The following is a 17,137-nucleotide window of genomic DNA, read 5'->3' on the forward strand; positions in this document are numbered from 1 at the left end:
GGTGAATTGAGCGGGGGTGCCGAGTGTTCGTCGGTACTTTCACGCCCAAGCTCGACGACAAGGGGCGGCTCACGTTGCCCGCGAAGTTCCGGGACGCTGTGGCGGGAGGCATGATGGTCACGAAAGGCCAAGATCACTGCCTTTCGGTCTATCCGCCGGCAGAGTTCGAGCAGGTCTTGGCCAAGATCGCGGCCAAGGCGGGCGATACCCCCAAGGGTCGCGCTTTCCTGCGGATCTTCTCGGGTGCATCAGATGAGCAGCGGCCGGATGCGCAGGGTCGAATCACGATCAACCCTGGTCACCGGGAGTACGCCGGACTCACCAAAGAGTGCCTCGTCGTCGGCGCCTACAAGCACTTCGAAATCTGGGACAAGGAACGCTACGAGGAATACCTCGCAGCGAACGAAGACGACTACTCCGAGGTGAGTGGCATCTTCTAGGCCCGCGAATGCCGCGCGGCCTCTGCCAGTCGCGACCCTGACGCACTTCCCCAGCGCCAGGTTCGTCTTGACCTGGCAGGGACCTCGCGGCATTCGCAAAACCGAACTAGTCACCCGAAACCAGACGACGCGAAGGCGGAGGACCACGTGGACCGCGAGGCACACAAGGACCGGCAGGATGCCGGAACCCCAAGTGCCCCGAAGGACCGCCACGTCCCCGTCATGCTGTCGCGCGCCGAGGAGTTGCTCGGTCCCGCGATCGAGGCTGCAGACAGCCCGGTCATGATCGACGCGACGCTCGGCCTCGGCGGGCACTCCGAAATGTTCCTCACCAAGTTCCCGAGCCTGCACCTCGTCGGCCTCGACCGTGACCTCAATGCGCTCGCGCTTGCCGGCGCACGTCTCGCACCGTTCGTCGACCGCATCACCCTCGTTCACACGCGCTACGACGGAATCGAGTACGCGCTCGAGCAGGCCGGGTTACCGACGACGGACTCAGTCCACGCGATCCTCTTCGACCTCGGTGTCTCATCGATGCAACTCGACGAAGCCGACCGAGGTTTCGCGTACTCGGTCGACGCTCCGCTCGACATGCGCATGGACCAGTCGACCGGCATCACCGCAGCGGACGTCCTCAATACCTACAGCCATGGTGACCTGGCGCGCATCCTAAAGAACTACGGCGAGGAGCGCTTCGCCGGAAAAATCGCGTCGGCGATCGTCGCGCAGCGTCAACGTCAGCCCTTCACGACGAGCGGCGTTCTGGTCGAGCTGCTGTATCGCGTCATCCCCGCAGCGTCTCGCCGCACCGGCGGTCACCCGGCAAAGCGCACCTTCCAGGCGCTGCGCGTGGAGGTCAACGGCGAGCTCGACTGCTTGCGCGCCGCGATCCCGGCCGCGCTCGACGCGCTGGTCGTCGGCGGCCGCGCGGTGTTCATGTCCTACCAGTCGCTCGAAGACCGGATCGTCAAGGCCGAGCTCGCCCCGCGCACCACCTCGCGCACCCCATTGGACTTGCCCGTCGAACTGCCCGGCATGGGCCCCGAGTTCCGCATCCTCACGCGAGGGGCGGAGCAGGCGACGGAAGCAGAAATCGAACTGAACCCACGATCAGCGCCGGTACGGATGCGGGCAGCTGAACGGCTCACCAGGAGGCTCGCGGCATGAAGGCAACCGTCAGCGCTAACCGGACCGCTGCGAGTTCGTCGACCTCGTCGACGACCCGCGGCTCCCGGACCGCACGGTCGAGCCGTCGAACGACCGCGGCGACGCGTGCCTATGCACGGCGCGCACAGCGTGCCGGACAGCCCATCGAGGAAGCCGTCACCCGGGACCGTGCGGTCGCCGTGGCCAAGCGGGCGCCGTTCGTCGCCTCGATGATCGCGCTGCTCTCGGGTGGTCTGGTCGTGACCCTGTACCTCACGACCCGGGCTGCTGAGTCGACCTACGAGCTCACCGCTGCACAGGACACGAACCAGCGGCTGCAGGCCGAACTCGCCCAGCTTCAGCGTGACGTCGAGGCTGCCGAGTCGGCTCCCGAGCTCGCGGCCCGGGCTCGAACGATCGGAATGGTTCCGGCCGGCGACCCCGCCCACCTCGTGGTGAACGCCGACGGATCGGTCAAGGTCGTGGGGGAGCCGAAGCCGGCCTCGGGCGCTCCGATGCCGAACATGAACACCCAGCGCGCCATCATCGCCACGGACAGCCGGGCGTCGTCTGATGAGTCGATCATCGAGTCGTCGTCATCCCCGTCCTTGTCGACGACGGCGACGGGCGGCACGCCGCAAACCGTCAATGCCGCGTCGGGGCAGCCTTCCGGGGAACAATTGACGACCGTGACTGCTAGTACTGAGTCCGAGAGGTAAACCAGTGACGATTGCTCCCGGTCGAGTACGGGGCCCTGGCCCCAAGCCGGCCGAGAGAAGGCGTAAGGGGCTGGCTCTAGACCACTCGTCTCGCCTGCGGTTCCGTGCGGGTCGCTTTATCCTGCTCCTTCTGTTGATCATCGCGACCGTTCAGTTGATGCGCATCCAGCTGATCTCGGCCTCGTCGATCTCGGCGGAATCGGGGCGCCAGCACACGGTGAAGCAGGTTCTCCCGGCCTTCCGAGGTCCGATCGTCGATCGCAACGGCAAGCCGCTCGCGTTCACGATGGAGGCGAAGAACCTCACCTTCCAGCCGATCGAAGTGCGCAAGCAGCTCGTCGAGGCCAAGAAGATGTACCCGGACCGGCCGGAGCCCGACGAGAAGCTCAAAGAGATCGCGAACTACATCAACTCCAAGCTCGGCGGGAAGGCTCCCGCCAGCGACCTCTTGGACATGATGCGCAGCGACAAGACGTTCGTGTACCTGGCCAAAGCCATCGACCCGACGATTGCGCGCGATATCAACGACAAATACCCGAACGAGGTCGGCCTCGAGCGGCAGGATGTGCGCGTTTATCCCGGTGGCGCGCTCGCGGCGAACCTGGTCGGCTCGACCGGTTGGGATGGCCACGGAAACATCGGCCTCGAGTCGTTCATGGACGGAACGCTCGCCGGCGTGAACGGTTCGCAGACCTACGACCGCGGTTCCGATGGCGCGATCATTCCCGGCAGTTGGCGCGACAAGAAGGACGCGATCAACGGCAGCACCGTCGAACTGACCATCGACTCCGACATCCAGTACTTCGTTCAGCAGCAGGTTCAGCTGGCGAAGGAGAAGTCGGGCGCGAAGAACGTCTCGGCGGTCGTTCTCGACAGCCTGACCGGTGAAGTCCTCGCGATGTCGAACAGCGACACGTTCAACCCGGCCCAGGGCATCGTGTCGAGCCGCAACGCGCAGACCGGAAACATCTCGGTGACGAGCCCTTACGAGCCGGGATCGGTTAACAAGATCGTCACCGCCGCGGCGGCGATCGAATACGGCCTGACGACGCCGGACGAGGTGATCCCGGTGGACGGCAAGATCCAGATGTACCACGACGTCCAGGTCAGGGACGCCTGGGAGCACGGCGTCGACAATATGACGACCACCGGTATCTTCGGCAAGTCGTCGAACGTCGGCACTCTGATCCTCGCGAAGCGGGTCGGTGAAGACCGCTTTGCGGACATGCTCCAGCGGTTCGGGCTCGGTCAGCGCACCGAGGTCGGGCTGCCCGGCGAGAGTCCGGGCGACCTGGCTGCACATGACAGCTGGACGGGTGGTGCGTTCGCCAACCTCCCGATCGGCCAGGGTCTGTCGATGACGCTGCTGCAGATGACAGACATGTACCAGGCGATCGCAAACGACGGCGTTCGGATCCCGCCGCGGATTGTTCGCGCGACCACTGGCCCCGACGGAGCCCGCGTGCCGACTGACAAGCCGGAAGAGATTCCGGTCGTCAGCGCCAAGACGGCACAGACGGTGCGCGACATGTTCCGTGCGGTCGTGCAGGCCGACCCGATGGGCTACCAGGCGGGAACCGGTTACAGTGCGGCGATCGAGGGCTACCAGATCAGCGGCAAGTCGGGTACGGCCCAGCAGATCGATGTGGCGAACAGCCGTTACTTCACGGACCTCGACCATCAGTGGATCACCTTCGCGGGCATCGCGCCGGCCGATCATCCGCGCTTTGTCATCGGCATGATGATGGACGGCCCGAAGCGCGCATCCGACGGCACCTCTCACCAGACCGCCGGTCCGCTGTTCCACGCCATCGCCTCGTGGTTGCTGCAGCGGGAGAACGTCCCGCTGTCGAAGGACCCCGGTAAGCCGCTCGTGCTCGAGGCGGACAAGCCTCGACTGGACAGCACACCGTAAGTGCGGTTCTAACCACAAAGTTCGCGGCTCGTTCTCGGGTAACGTGATTCGCGGCTCTCGCCCGCTCGGCGAGGCTCGTACACGAGCTTTGAGGAGGGAATCAGGTGTCGACGACCCCCTCGAATTTGCGGCCTCGCGGCCTCGACCCAGTGCCGCTGCAGCGCCTGGCCGAGCTGTCCGGCGCGCAGGTTCGCGGTTCATCCGAGTTGGCGGTCAGCGGGATCGATCTCCGCGCTCAGCGAATCGAAGCCGGTGACCTGTTCGCCGCTCTTCCGGGTGCGAGAGCTCATGGTGCGCAATTCGCCGACCAGGCGCTCGAACGCGGAGCGGTCGCGGTCCTGACCGATCCGGCGGGAGCCAAGCTCATCGGGAACGGTGTGCCACTTCTCATCGTCGACAATCCGCGGTCAGTCCTCGGCGATGTGGCGGCCGAGATCTACGGTCGACCGTCCGAGAGGCTGCAGGTCCTCGGCATCACGGGTACCTCGGGCAAGACGACAACGTCGTACATGATCGAGGCCGGACTGCGTGCGGCCGGACGGACCGTGGGACTCATCGGCACGGTGGAGACGCGGTTCGAGGGCGACCGCCTTCCGGCGTCCCTGACCACGCCCGAAGCGCCGGAACTGCACGCGATCTTCGCCTCGATGCTCGAACGGGGTGGTGACACCGTCGTCATGGAGGTCTCGTCCCACGCGCTCGAACTCGGCCGGGTTGCGGGTACACATTTCGCGGTTGGCGGATTCACGAACCTCTCGCACGATCATCTCGACTTCCACGAGACGTTCGAGGACTACTTCGCGGCCAAGGCCCGACTATTCGACCCGAACTCTCCGACGCACGCCGCGACGTCCGTCGTCTGCATCGACGACGAATGGGGCGAGCGGATGGCGACGATTCCGGCGGATCGCGTCACCGTCTCGACGACCGGTGCCGCGGACTGGACCGCGAGCGCCGTCACGACGACGCCGGATGGCCGACAGAACTTCACGATCACCGGCCCGACCGGCAGCTATGCCGCCACGATCGGCCTGCCGGGGCACTACAACATCGCGAACGCGTTGCTCGCGACGGTGGTCTGCGCGCAAGCCGGGGTCGATATTCAAGCGGCGCTCAGCGGCATCGCCGACGTTGCCGTGCCCGGTCGCGTCGAGCGCGTCGATCGAGGCCAGGACTTCCTGGCCGTCGTCGACTATGCGCACAAGCCGGCGGCTCTCGAGGCCGTCATCGACACGCTTCGCGACCACACCAGCGGCCGCATCGCGGTGGTCGTCGGCGCCGGTGGCGATCGTGATGCCGCCAAGCGCCCGGTCATGGGTGAGGTCGGTGCGCGGACTGCGGAATTGCTCGTCATCACCGACGACAATCCGCGTTCGGAGGACGCCTCCGCGATCCGCGCATCGGTGTACGAGGGCGCAATTGCGGCCGAACCGAAGCTCGCGCAGATCGAGGAGATCGGTGATCGAGCCGAGGCCATCGAGTTCGCCGTGGCCTGGGCACGGCCCGGCGACGTGGTTCTCGTTGCAGGTAAGGGCCATGAAGCGGGTCAGGAGATCAACGGCGTGAAGTACCCCTTCGATGACCGCGAAGTTCTCGGGTCGGCAATTGAACGCAAGCTTGGAGGTAAGGCGTGATCCCGCTGTCCCTGGCCGAAATCGCCGAGATCACCGGCGGCCGCCTCGTCGACGTGCCGGACCCGAACGTGACCGTCACTGGCTCAGTCGAATTCGACTCGCGGAAGGTCACCGCGGGCGGGCTGTTCCTGGCGTTGCCGGGTGCGCGCGTCGACGGACATGAGCATGCCCCGGGCGCTGTCGCGGCCGGTGCAGCCGCGGTACTGGCCGCCCGTCCGGTGGGCGTTCCGGCGATCGTGGTCGAGCCGTTGAAGACCGAAAGCGGCTCGTACGTCCTCGAACACGACACCGACGGCTCGGGTGCCGCGGTCCTCGCGGCGCTGTCGAAGCTCGCGCGTGCCGTCGTCGATCGACTGGCCGCACAGGGACTCACCGTTGTCGGAGTCACCGGATCCGCCGGCAAGACGTCGACCAAGGACCTGATCGCTTCGGTTCTCGAGCCGCTCGGCTCGGTCGTCGCGCCGCCAGGGTCCTTCAACAATGAACTCGGCCACCCCTGGACGGCCCTGCGCGCGGACGAGTCGACCAAGTTCCTCGTTCTCGAGATGTCCGCGCGCGGACCAGGGCACATCGCGGCGCTCGCGCGCACCGCGCCCCCGCGCATTGGCGTCGAGCTCAACGTCGGTACCGCCCATCTCGGTGAGTTCGGTTCCCGGGAGGGCATCGCGCAGGCGAAGGGCGAACTCGTCGAGGCGCTGCCGTCGGCGGCGGATGGGGGCGTTGCCGTCCTCAACATCGATGATCTCGCGGTCGCCGGGATGGCTTCCCGGACGACGGCAAGGGTCGTCGGCGCGGGGCAGTCGGAGAACGCCGAAGTGCGGGCGGTCGACGTCTCGCTGGACGGGAACGCGTGCGCGAAATTCACGTTGGTGACGCCCGCCGGGTCCGTTCCGGTGCAGTTGGCGGTGTCGGGTGAACATCAGGTCGGCAACGCGTTGTGTGCCGCCGCGGTCGCACTGGCGTGCGGTGCGACGCCGCAGCAGGTTGCGGACGCGCTGGCCACCGCCGGGCCCAAGTCGGCGCACCGCATGGACGTCAAAACCCGCGCGGATGGCGTCACCGTGATCAACGACTCATACAACGCGAACCCGGACTCGATGAAGGCCGCGTTGAAGGCACTCGTCACGATGAGCCGCGCGACCGAGCCGCGGCGCAAAACCTGGGCTGTACTGGGCGAAATGGCCGAACTCGGCGACGAATCGGTCGTCGAACACGACGCGATCGGGCGCTACGCGGTGCGGCTCGATGTCAACCGATTGATCGTTGTCGGAACCGGTCGACCTGCCCACGCAATGCATCAGGGCGCCGTCATGGAGGGTTCCTGGGGTAACGAGTCGGTACTTGCTGAGAGTATTGACGATGCGATCGCACTGGTGCGTGCTGAAGTGGCACCGGGCGACGTCGTTTTGGTCAAGGCATCGAACTCGTTTGGTATGTGGGCGGTCGCCGAGGCTTTGCTGGCCGATGGCCAGCCGAGTTCCGGCGAGTAAGACGGAGGAGCAGTAGTGCGGCAGATCCTGATCGCTGCGGGCATCGCGCTCGTTGTCTCAATCCTGTTGACCCCAGTTCTGATTCGTTGGTTCAGTCGGCAGGGGTTCGGGCAGGAGATCCGAACCGAAGGTCCGGAGAGCCACAAGAAGAAGCGCGGCACGCCCACGATGGGTGGTGTCGCGATCCTGGTGGGCATTTGGGCCGGTTACTGGGGCTCGCACCTCATCGGCATCTACTACCACGCAGAGGGGCCGACAGCGTCGGGCCTTCTCGTCCTGGGCTTGTGCACGTCCCTCGGTGTCGTCGGGTTCCTCGATGACTTCATCAAGATCCGCAAGCAGCGCAACCTCGGTCTGAACAAGACCGCGAAGCTCGTCGGTCAGTTCGTCGTGGCGATCCTGTTCGGAATCCTGGCCCTGCAGTTCCGCGACACCAGCGGCCTGACGCCGGGCAGCACGCACCTTTCGTACGTGCGTGACCTCGCCACCGTGTCGATGGGGACCTTGGTCTTCATCCTCTTCACGTACCTCGTGGTCAGCGCGTGGTCGAACGCGGTCAACCTCACCGACGGACTCGACGGCCTCGCCGCCGGTTCCATGGGATTCGCCCTGTTCGCCTACATCATCATCACGTTCTGGCAGTACCAGAACGCGTGTGAGACGGAGAAGGTGGCCGGCTGCTACGACGTTCGCGACCCGCTGGATCTGGCACTGATCTGTGCCGCCGGCGTCGGTGGTTGCGTCGGCTTCCTGTGGTGGAACGCAGCACCCGCAAAGATCTTCATGGGTGACACCGGTTCCCTCGCGCTCGGTGGTCTGCTCGCCGGTCTCTCCATCACGACCCGGACCGAACTCGTCATGATCGTCATCGGCGCGCTCTTCGTGGCGGAGACCGCTTCGGTTGTCGTCCAAGTCGCGGCCTTCAAATCGAGTGGTAGACGCGTGTTCCGAATGGCCCCGTTCCATCACCACTTCGAGCTGGGAGGATGGCCGGAAACCACGGTTATCATCAGGTTCTGGTTGCTGGCCGCGATTTCCGCGGCCTCGGGGCTCGGACTGTTCTACAGCGAGTACCTGGCTCAGGTCGGGAACTAACCGCTCATGGAACTGTCTTCGCTCGCCGGCACCAAAGTCCTCGTCGCGGGTTGGAAGACCACTGGTCGTTCCGTCGTCGACCCACTGCAGCAACTCGGCGCGACCGTCGTCGCCGCGGACGGAAATCCGGCCGCGCTCGACGATGCCCGGGCCAGCGGCGTTGAGGGTGTTCACCCCGACGACGCGATCCCGTCGATCGCGGACTACGCCCTCGTCATCACGAGCCCCGGATGGCGTCCCAACGCGCCGCTGTTCGTCGCCGCAGAGGCTGCGGGTGTTCCGGTGTGGGGTGACGTCGAATTCGCGTGGCGCGTCGATCAGGCGCAGATGTACGGACCGACGCGGACATGGCTCGTGGTCACCGGGACGAATGGCAAGACGACCACGACGTCGATGCTTGAAACCGTCCTGACCACTGCCGGCCTGGGCGCCGTCGCGTGCGGAAACATCGGTCTGCCGATTCTCGACGCGCTGCGCCAGCCCGAGATCCGGGTTCTGGCGGTCGAACTGTCGTCGTTCCAGCTGTTCTGGGCACCGTCGGTGCACCCGGAAGCGGGCGCGGTCCTCAATATCGCCGAGGACCACCTGGACTGGCACGGAAGCATGCAGCACTACATCGACGCCAAGACGCGCGCACTTTCGGGACGCGTCGGTGTGCTCGGCCTCGACGACGCCGAGGCCGCCAAGCTCGTCCGGATTTCGCCCGCGCAGCAGACGGTCGGCTTTCGTCTCGACGAGCCGGGTTCGGGGGAGCTTGGCATCGTCGACGGGCAGCTCGTCGACCGTGCGTTCTCCGACGGAGCCATCCTCGTCGACGTCGCCGATCTCGCGCAGCGCGGTCGTGCGGGACTCCTCAACGCGCTTGCCGCGTCGGCGCTCGCGCGCGCGGCCGGAGTACCTGCCGCGGACATCGGAGCTGGTCTGCGCGCGTTCGAAATCGGTGCGCACCGAGGCACGGTGGTCGCGACGATCGATGGGATCGATTACATCGACGATTCGAAGGCGACAAACCCGCACGCTGCCCGAATCGCCCTTTTGTCGCATGAACACGTCGTCTGGGTCGCCGGTGGACAGCTCAAAGGCGCATCGATCGATGAACTCATCATCGAGACTGGTCAGCGCCTACGCGGGGCGGTTCTGCTCGGCCAGGACGCGCAACTCATCGTCGACGCATTGGCGCGACACGCGCCCGAGGTACCCGTGGTCGTCGTCGGTTCAAGGGACGATGCTTCCGTGAAGTCCGCCGATGCACTGATGCAAGAAGCGGTTTCGCACGCGAAGCGCATGGCTGCGCCGGGCGATGTGGTGCTGTTGGCGCCCGCGGCCGCGTCGTTGGACATGTTCACCTCGTATGGGCATCGGGGAGACAGCTTCGCGGAGGCAGCGAGACTACTCGGGGAGGCGTGAGCGTGACGATCGCCGAACCGACCGCTCGTCGACAGTCGGAGCGATCAAGTCGGGCTCGCACCCGTTTCGGAATGTGGCTCGAGCGTCCGCTCGCCTCGTTCCACTTGATCGTCACGATCGCAACACTCCTGACGGCCCTGGGCCTGGTCATGGTGTTGTCGGCGTCGAGCGTCGAGTCCTACACCGAGGCTGGCTCCGCATACTCGCAGTTCATGCAGCAGGCGATGTTCGCGGTCCTGGGTGCCGTGCTGTTCTACGTCGCGCTGCGCATTCCGATTCGCGTGATTCGGGCGTTGTCCCTGCCCGGATTCGTCGTTTCGGTCGTCGTCCTGGCCGCCGTGCTCATCCCGGGAATCGGTGTCGAGGTCTATGGCGCGCGGCGCTGGATCGACGTCGCCGGCGTGACAATCCAGCCTTCGGAGATCGTCAAGGTCACGCTGATCGTTTGGGGCGCACACCTTTTGGCGTCGCGCGGACCGTCCCGCCGCGGCCTCTGGGACATTATCGTGCCCTTGGTCCCGGCCGGACTGTTCGTCTGTCTTCTCATCGTCCTGCAGCCGAACCTCAGTACGACGATCGCCATCGGCATCATCCTCGTGGCGCTGTTGTGGTTCGGTGGACTTTCTCTTCGCGTCTTCCTGTCGATCGCCATCTCGGGTATCGCGGCGGCATCGGTTCTGGCGGTCTCCGCCGGTTACCGGTCGGCGCGTGTCCAAGCGTTCTTCAACGGCGGCGCGGACGCGCAGGGTAGTGGTTACCAGGCGCGCCAGGCCAAATACTCACTCGCCGACGGCGGCTTGTTCGGACGTGGTCTCGGTCAGAGCCGCGCGAAGTGGGATTACCTGCCCAATGCCCACAACGACTTCATCTTCGCGATCATCGGCGAGGAACTCGGCTTCATGGGCTGCCTGCTCGTCATCGGGTTGTTCGCGCTCTTCGTCTACACCGGGCTCCGCATCGCGTCGCGGTCGGTCGATCCGTTCCTTCGACTTCTGTGCGCTTCGGCAACTGTATGGATCACAGCCCAGGCGTTCATTAACATCGGCTACGTGGTCGGCGTTCTCCCGGTGACCGGGCTCCAGTTGCCGCTGGTTTCTGCGGGTGGATCGTCACTGGCGATCACGTTGTTGATGTTCGGTGTCATGGCCAATGCGGCCCGACATGAACCGGACGCGATCATTGCGTTGACTGAGGGCCGTGGCGGCCGGGTCAGCCGCCTGCTCAAGCTCCCCGTCCCGCAGCCGTATCGTGCTCCAGCCGCTCCGCGTAAGCCCGGGCCCAAGCCTGGTCCCGGCGGTGCCGCGCGTCCCCGTCAGCAGCAGCCTGGGCACCCGCGCGTGCCTGGGGTGGGTATCGCCCGTGCCGGTCAGGCACAACGTCCACGTACTGCCACGCCAGCCGTGCGCAACAGTGGGCCGATCCGGGGCGGTTCCGGTTCGGTGGGGTCTTCTTCGGAGGGTCGTCGCCCACTTCCGCCCACGTGGGGTGCACCGCCGCGCCGGACAGGAACTCAGCGGTGAGTGGACTTTCAGTTGTCGTTGCCGGTGGTGGAACCGCTGGCCATATCGAGCCCGCACTCGCCGTGGCCGATGCGCTCCGCGCCCTCGATCCGTCGATTCGGGTCACGGCTCTCGGTACCTCGAAGGGGCTCGATTCCACGCTGATTCCCGCGCGTGGTTACCCGCTGGAGTTGATTCCGCCGGTCCCGATGCCGCGCAAGCCGAACAAGGACCTGCTGCGGTTGCCGGGACGCGTGCGCGATGCCTACCGGCAGACGCGGCAGGTTCTCGAATCCGTCGACGCCGACGTGGTGATCGGATTCGGTGGATATGTGTCGCTGCCGGCGTACCTGGCGGCGAGTTGGCCGCTGCGCAAGAAGAAGCGCATTCCGGTCGTCGTCCACGAAGCCAATGCGAAGGGCGGCCTCGCGAACAAGGTCGGCGCGCGTCGTGCGGCTCGCGTTCTGGCGGCGGTGGCGGACTCGGGCATCCACGCCAAGGGTTTGAAGGACGCCGAGATCATCGGCATCCCGGTGCGTTCTTCGATCACGTCACTGGACCGTGCTGCGCTGCGCGCCGAAGCCCGGAAACACTTCGGCCTGCCCGCTGACGGTCCCGTGCTGCTGGTTTTCGGTGGGTCCCAGGGCGCGCGCTCGCTCAACAACGCGACGTCGGGTGCCGCACAGGCCTTCATCGACGCCGGTATCTCGGTGCTGCACGCCCATGGCCCGAAGAACACGCTCGAACTTCCGGATGGCGTCGCCGACGGCAAGGGTGCGAAGTATGTCGCCGTGCCCTATCTCAACCGCATGGACCTGGCCTATTCGGCCGCGGATGCCGTCGTGTGCCGTTCCGGTGCAATGACCGTTGCCGAGGTGTCGGCGGTCGGGCTGCCGGCCACCTACGTGCCGCTGCCGATCGGAAACGGCGAGCAGGAACTCAACGCCATACCGGTAGTTTCGGCCGGCGGCGGAGCAATAGTGAAGGATGCGGACCTCTCCGCCCAGTATCTGATCGACAATGTGATTCCGCTGATGCATGACGCGGGCAGACTTTCCGGAATGGGTCGGGCGGCTGCAGATGCTGGACACCGCGACGCGGCGACCTCGGTCGCACGCATCGTGATGGAGGTGGCACGAAAATGAGTGAGGTCGCGACTGACCTGCCGGAGCAACTGCAGCGGGTCCACATGATCGGCATCGGCGGCGCAGGAATGTCGGGCGTGGCCCGAATCCTGCTCGCCCGCGGTGGCCAGGTCAGCGGTTCGGACGCGAAGGAGAGCCGCGCGATTCTCGCGCTGCGTGCTCGCGGCGCGTCGATCCGAATCGGACACGACGCTTCTGCGCTCGACCTGATCGAGGGCGGTCCGACTGCCGTCGTATCGACCGAGGCGGCGATCCCGAAGGACAACCCCGAGCTCGTGGCGGCAGGGGAACGGGGCATTCCGGTCCTGTTCCGTCCGAAGGTGCTCTCCCAGCTCATGAAGGGCAGCACCACGCTGCTCGTGTGCGGTACCCACGGAAAGACCTCGACGACGTCGATGCTGGTCGTGGCGTTGCAGCACTGCGGCCTCGACCCGTCGTTCGCGGTCGGTGGGGAGCTCAACGAGTCGGGCACGAACGCCCATCACGGCACCGGTGGACTGTTCGTTGCCGAGGCGGACGAGAGCGATGGTTCGCTGCTGCAGTACGACCCGAACATCGTCGTGGTGACGAACATCGAGGCCGATCACCTCGACCACTTCGGTTCGGTCGAGGCGTATGTCCAGGTCTTCGACGACTTCGCGTTGCGGATCGCGCCCGGCGGCCTGCTGGTGGCGTGCCTCGACGACGAAGGCTCTGCGGCGTACGCGAAGCGAGTCCTCAAGGAGCGCCCGGACGTTCGGGTCATCGGTTATGGCTCGGCGGGCACGGACGCGGACCCGGCGATCCCGTTCGCGGCGAAGATGCTCAGCTTCGAGCCGCGCGAAGTCGGCGGCACGGTGGTGTTCCAGCTTTCCGACGAGTCGACTCCGCGGAATGTGCATTTGTCGGTGCCCGGGCGTCACATGGCGCTCAATGCGCTGGGTGCGTTCCTTGCGGGGCGTGACGCCGGCGCGTCGGCGGATGACCTCATCGAAGGCCTGGAGGGCTTCGGCGGCGTCAATCGGCGTTTCCAGTTCGTGGGCCGCGAAGACAACGTTCGCGTCTTCGATGACTACGCCCACCACCCGACCGAGGTGCGTGCGGTTCTCGAGGCTGCGCAGGAACTCGTCGAGCAGGAAGCGAAGGACGGGCATCGGTCGCGTCGCGGGAACGTCGTCGTGATTTTCCAGCCGCACCTGTACAGCCGTACCGAGGCGTTCGCCGCGGAGTTCGCCGAGGCGCTGAGCCTTGCTGACATCGTTGTGGTGCTTGACGTCTACGGTGCCCGCGAAGAGCCGATTCCGGGTGTGAGCGGCGCTCGGATCGCCGAAGCGGTGACGAAGCCTGTGCACTACCAGCCGGACTTGTCGAAGGTCGGCCGGCAGGTCGCCGGTCTCTCCGAGCCAGGTGACGTCGTCATCACGATGGGCGCCGGTGACGTGACGATGCTCGGACCGGGAATTCTCGACGCATTGAGCTCGCGACAACACTATGGACGTCCTCGCGGATGAGTTCGAGTTCGACAAGAAGTGCGGGTCGGACGGAGTATCGCGAGAGTGCGAAGGACTCTGTGGCTAAGCCGACGCGCATCGAGCCTCCCGTCGAGGCGCCGCCGCGGCGTGGCAAATGGAAGTCTCGGCTGCTCATCGCGCTGATTCTGGTGCTCGCCGGAGTCCTCGGATGGGCGGTGTACTTCTCGCCGATGTTCTCCGTGCGCCGGATCGACGTCGAGGGTCTGCACGTCGTCAAGAGCGCGGATGTCATGAAGGCGCTCGATGTGCCGATGGGCGTGCCGCTCCTGCAGGTGGACACCAAGGGCGCGGCCCGACGCGTGGCGAACCTGCCGAAGGTGGCGCTCGTGCGTGTCCAGCGCAACTACCCGTCAGCGCTGAAAGTCACCGTGACCGAGCGGGTCGCGGCGGCCTACTTCACGACTGAGCAGGGGACCCACCTCGTCGATCTCGAGGGTGTCGACTTCTCCACCGAACCTGCCCCGAAGGATCTTCCGCGTCTGCGGATCGACTCACCGAGCCAGCGCGATCCTCGGGTCGTGGCCGCGATGACCGTGCTCGGCGCGCTGCCGAAGAGCCTGCGCTCGCAAGTCACCGAGCTGTACGCCAAGACTCCCGCGAGCGTTCAGCTCATGCTCGCGGACGGCAAGCGCGTGGTGTGGGGGAGCGCGGACTCGTCCGAGCTGAAAGCCAACGTCCTGGTCGCGTTGCTGAGCCAGCAGGGCCGCACGTACGACGTGTCGAGCCCGGATCTGCCGACGATTCGCTAGCAGGCCGCCGCAGGGCTGTCGGGCCAGGATTTTCCGCGCTGAGAGCGGATTATCGTGGTCTCTCGAGAGCTTGCCGGACGTCGGACGTCACGCCGGCGGGATCGCGGTCCAGTCGGTGCCAATCGAACCGGAGGACATGCCAGCCCGCGTTGACGAGGATGTTCTGGCGTTTGAGGTCGTGGCTGTTGCGGTGGGCATCCTTGTGCCACCGCCAGCCGTCGACTTCGAGGCAGACTCTCTGCCTCTCGAACACGGCATCGAGGGCGAACCCGCACGTCTCGTACTGTGCGCGCCAGCCGGTGAACCCTTCATTTCGGAGAATCCGGTGCAGCATTCGTTCGGCTTCACTGCGGCCGCCTTCCCCAGCTGACGTCAGCAGGCGCGCGGTCTGTTTCGCACCTGCGCGGTCCAGGTGTCGGGCGTGGGTGGCGTGCAGGATCGGAAGCGTCACCCGGGTTTGGAGGGCGCGGTCCATCAGGACGGAGTCGTTCGATTCGAGGACAGTCAGCGGCACCGCGGTGACGCGGAGTCCTCTGACGGTCTTGAGATCGCGCGCTGGGAGGTCGCGGGACCGCACCTTCGTGCCGTCTGCTCTCGCCAGATAGCGCTTCTTTGGAATCGTGACGAACTGCGTCGCGGGCGCGGAGTCAGTCAGTCCATGCCACCACGCAGCACTGCGGCCGTACGCGCACGCGTCCTTGCCGGCGCTCATAACTGCGGCTCGCAGTTTCGCGGCGTCGGACCAGGCGTGCGAGGTGTCCCGGTAGACCGCAGGGCCCTTACGCTGCCACTCGCCGGAAGACACTTTGCGTTGCAGAATGTCCTGCGAAATGCCGCAGTCCCGAGTTTGCGGGAGTGAGATGACCCCGTCCTGGCGGGCGAGGATGCGGGAGACTTTGGTGTTGTGCACGTGTTGGTAGACGCGACGACGCTCGGGTCGGTTCCGGGTGTTCCGGCGCGCCACGATTTTCCGCGTTCACCGCGGAAAATCGTGGGCCAGTCGAGCGGCGCCGAAATATAACTTCTCGGCTACGGCGCGCCTCCGCGCACGGGCGTCTGCGGACCCATAGCTTTTGTACCGAACCCGCTAGTTGACATAACTATAAGCCTCAGGTTGAGGTTTAAGGTTTAGCAACACGGGCGAGTCGAGAAAAAGGTTGCTGGCTCCCGCCAGGGACAGAGTGTGAAAAAAGGAAGGCGAGCGCATGACGCCCCCGCACAACTACCTCGCCGTCATCAAGGTCGTCGGTATCGGCGGTGGCGGTGTGAATGCCGTCAACCGCATGATCGAGCAGGGACTCAAGGGTGTTGAGTTCATTGCGATCAACACCGATGCCCAGGCCTTGTTGATGAGTGACGCTGACGTCAAGCTCGACGTCGGCCGCGAACTTACCCGTGGACTCGGCGCCGGTGCCGACCCTGAGGTCGGCCGTAAGGCCGCTGAAGACCACAAGGACGAGATCGAAGAAGTGCTCAAGGGCGCCGACATGGTCTTCGTCACCGCTGGTGAGGGTGGTGGCACCGGTACCGGTGGCGCCCCCGTCGTCGCCAGCCTGGCGCGCAAGCTCGGCGCGCTGACCATCGGTGTTGTCACCCGCCCGTTCTCGTTCGAGGGGAAGCGACGCGGGGCGTCGGCGGAAAACGGCATCCAGGCGCTGCGCGAGTCGTGTGACACGCTCATCGTCATCCCGAACGACCGCCTGCTGCAGCTCGGCGACGCGGCCGTGAGCCTCATGGATGCGTTCCGTCAGGCGGACGACGTTCTGCTCAACGGTGTTCAGGGAATCACCGACCTCATCACGACTCCAGGTTTGATCAACGTCGACTTCGCGGACGTCAAGAGCGTCATGGCCGGCGCTGGTAGCGCCCTCATGGGTATCGGTGCCGCCCGCGGCGACGGACGTGCCGTGAAGGCCGCCACCGCCGCCATCAACTCGCCGCTCCTCGAGTCGTCGATGGAAGGCGCCCACGGCGTCCTGATGTCGATCGCTGGTGGATCGGACCTCGGTCTCTTCGAGATCAACGAAGCTGCTTCGCTGGTTCAGGAAGCCGCGCACATCGACGCGAACATCATCTTCGGTACGGTCATCGACGACTCGCTCGGCGATGAAGTCCGCGTCACGGTCATCGCCGCAGGATTCGACGGTGCGCCGGCAGCGCGTCAGCAGCAGCCGGCACGCCCGACGACCGCTTCGTACGGTGGACGCAGCAACCTCGGTGCGCAGCCCGCGAGCAGTCCGTTCACCAGCACGGCTGCGACGTATGAGCAGCAGCGTCCGGCCGCAACCGTGAACGTGCGGGCGGCTGCGCAGCCGGCGGTCAAGGATGACGACGACGACTTCGATGTCGACGTCCCGACCTTCATGCGCCGGAGCTGATCAACCCTT

The 17,137-nt window shown here is 65.8% G+C and carries 14 protein-coding genes; 13 read left to right on the forward strand and 1 reads right to left on the reverse strand.

Annotated elements, in window-relative coordinates; genetic code table 11:
• Nucleotides 1–23: 23 nt before the first annotated feature.
• From mraZ to F600_RS0104585, 12 genes are all read left to right on the forward strand, one after another.
• Nucleotides 24–440, forward strand: coding sequence for a division/cell wall cluster transcriptional repressor MraZ (mraZ, locus tag F600_RS0104525; protein WP_018159401.1), 417 nt, complete (start codon nucleotides 24–26; stop codon nucleotides 438–440).
• A 147-nt stretch (nucleotides 441–587) separates the two neighbouring features.
• Entirely contained in the window at nucleotides 588–1,607 is a 1,020-nt protein-coding gene (gene rsmH, locus F600_RS0104530) for a 16S rRNA (cytosine(1402)-N(4))-methyltransferase RsmH (protein ID WP_018159402.1), read from the forward strand.
• The gene (gene ftsL / locus F600_RS26965) at nucleotides 1,604–2,305 is read left to right on the forward strand and encodes a cell division protein FtsL (RefSeq protein ID WP_018159403.1); all 702 of its coding nucleotides are present in this window, start codon (nucleotides 1,604–1,606) and stop codon (nucleotides 2,303–2,305) included. The genes rsmH and ftsL overlap by 4 nt, the downstream gene beginning before the upstream one ends.
• A gap of 157 nt (nucleotides 2,306–2,462) precedes the next feature.
• Nucleotides 2,463–4,220, forward strand: coding sequence for a peptidoglycan D,D-transpeptidase FtsI family protein (locus tag F600_RS0104540; protein WP_081628723.1), 1,758 nt, complete (start codon nucleotides 2,463–2,465; stop codon nucleotides 4,218–4,220).
• A 104-nt stretch (nucleotides 4,221–4,324) separates the two neighbouring features.
• Nucleotides 4,325–5,854 carry a UDP-N-acetylmuramoyl-L-alanyl-D-glutamate--2,6-diaminopimelate ligase gene (locus F600_RS0104545; protein ID WP_425423174.1) on the forward strand — a complete coding sequence of 510 codons (1,530 nt, stop codon included), beginning with the start codon at nucleotides 4,325–4,327 and terminating at the stop codon, nucleotides 5,852–5,854.
• Nucleotides 5,851–7,344 (forward strand): UDP-N-acetylmuramoyl-tripeptide--D-alanyl-D-alanine ligase, encoded by a 1,494-nt coding sequence (locus F600_RS0104550; RefSeq protein ID WP_018159406.1) that lies wholly within the window; start codon nucleotides 5,851–5,853, stop codon nucleotides 7,342–7,344. The genes F600_RS0104545 and F600_RS0104550 overlap by 4 nt, the downstream gene beginning before the upstream one ends.
• Nucleotides 7,345–7,359: 15 nt before the next feature.
• Nucleotides 7,360–8,439 (forward strand): phospho-N-acetylmuramoyl-pentapeptide-transferase, encoded by a 1,080-nt coding sequence (gene mraY / locus F600_RS0104555; RefSeq protein ID WP_018159407.1) that lies wholly within the window; start codon nucleotides 7,360–7,362, stop codon nucleotides 8,437–8,439.
• A 6-nt stretch (nucleotides 8,440–8,445) separates the two neighbouring features.
• Nucleotides 8,446–9,846, forward strand: coding sequence for a UDP-N-acetylmuramoyl-L-alanine--D-glutamate ligase (murD, locus tag F600_RS0104560; RefSeq protein ID WP_018159408.1), 1,401 nt, complete (start codon nucleotides 8,446–8,448; stop codon nucleotides 9,844–9,846).
• A 71-nt stretch (nucleotides 9,847–9,917) separates the two neighbouring features.
• On the forward strand, nucleotides 9,918–11,366 hold the full coding sequence (gene ftsW, locus F600_RS0104565; protein WP_081628724.1) for a putative lipid II flippase FtsW: 1,449 nt from the start codon (nucleotides 9,918–9,920) through the stop codon (nucleotides 11,364–11,366).
• Entirely contained in the window at nucleotides 11,327–12,490 is a 1,164-nt protein-coding gene (murG, locus tag F600_RS0104570) for an undecaprenyldiphospho-muramoylpentapeptide beta-N-acetylglucosaminyltransferase (RefSeq protein ID WP_018159410.1), read from the forward strand. The genes ftsW and murG overlap by 40 nt, the downstream gene beginning before the upstream one ends.
• Nucleotides 12,487–13,980 carry a UDP-N-acetylmuramate--L-alanine ligase gene (murC, locus tag F600_RS0104575; RefSeq protein WP_018159411.1) on the forward strand — a complete coding sequence of 498 codons (1,494 nt, stop codon included), beginning with the start codon at nucleotides 12,487–12,489 and terminating at the stop codon, nucleotides 13,978–13,980. Before murG ends, murC begins: the two co-directional genes overlap by 4 nt.
• 59 nt (nucleotides 13,981–14,039) lie before the next feature.
• The gene (locus tag F600_RS0104585) at nucleotides 14,040–14,750 is read left to right on the forward strand and encodes a cell division protein FtsQ/DivIB (protein ID WP_245541465.1); all 711 of its coding nucleotides are present in this window, start codon (nucleotides 14,040–14,042) and stop codon (nucleotides 14,748–14,750) included.
• A gap of 49 nt (nucleotides 14,751–14,799) precedes the next feature.
• On the opposite strand, the gene F600_RS0104590 is transcribed toward F600_RS0104585, so the two are convergent.
• A complete protein-coding gene (locus F600_RS0104590; RefSeq protein WP_245541466.1) occupies nucleotides 14,800–15,714 on the reverse strand; it encodes a DUF559 domain-containing protein in 915 nt (304 codons plus the stop codon).
• Between the two features lie 241 nt (nucleotides 15,715–15,955).
• Here F600_RS0104590 and ftsZ point away from each other — a divergent pair, with 241 nt between their 5' ends.
• Nucleotides 15,956–17,128: a cell division protein FtsZ gene (ftsZ, locus tag F600_RS0104595; RefSeq protein ID WP_018159414.1), complete on the forward strand. Its 1,173-nt coding sequence runs from the start codon at nucleotides 15,956–15,958 to the stop codon at nucleotides 17,126–17,128.
• Nucleotides 17,129–17,137: the final 9 nt, after the last annotated feature.

Source organism: Smaragdicoccus niigatensis DSM 44881 = NBRC 103563 (genome assembly GCF_000380645.1).
GTDB lineage: Bacteria > Actinomycetota > Actinomycetes > Mycobacteriales > Mycobacteriaceae > Smaragdicoccus > Smaragdicoccus niigatensis.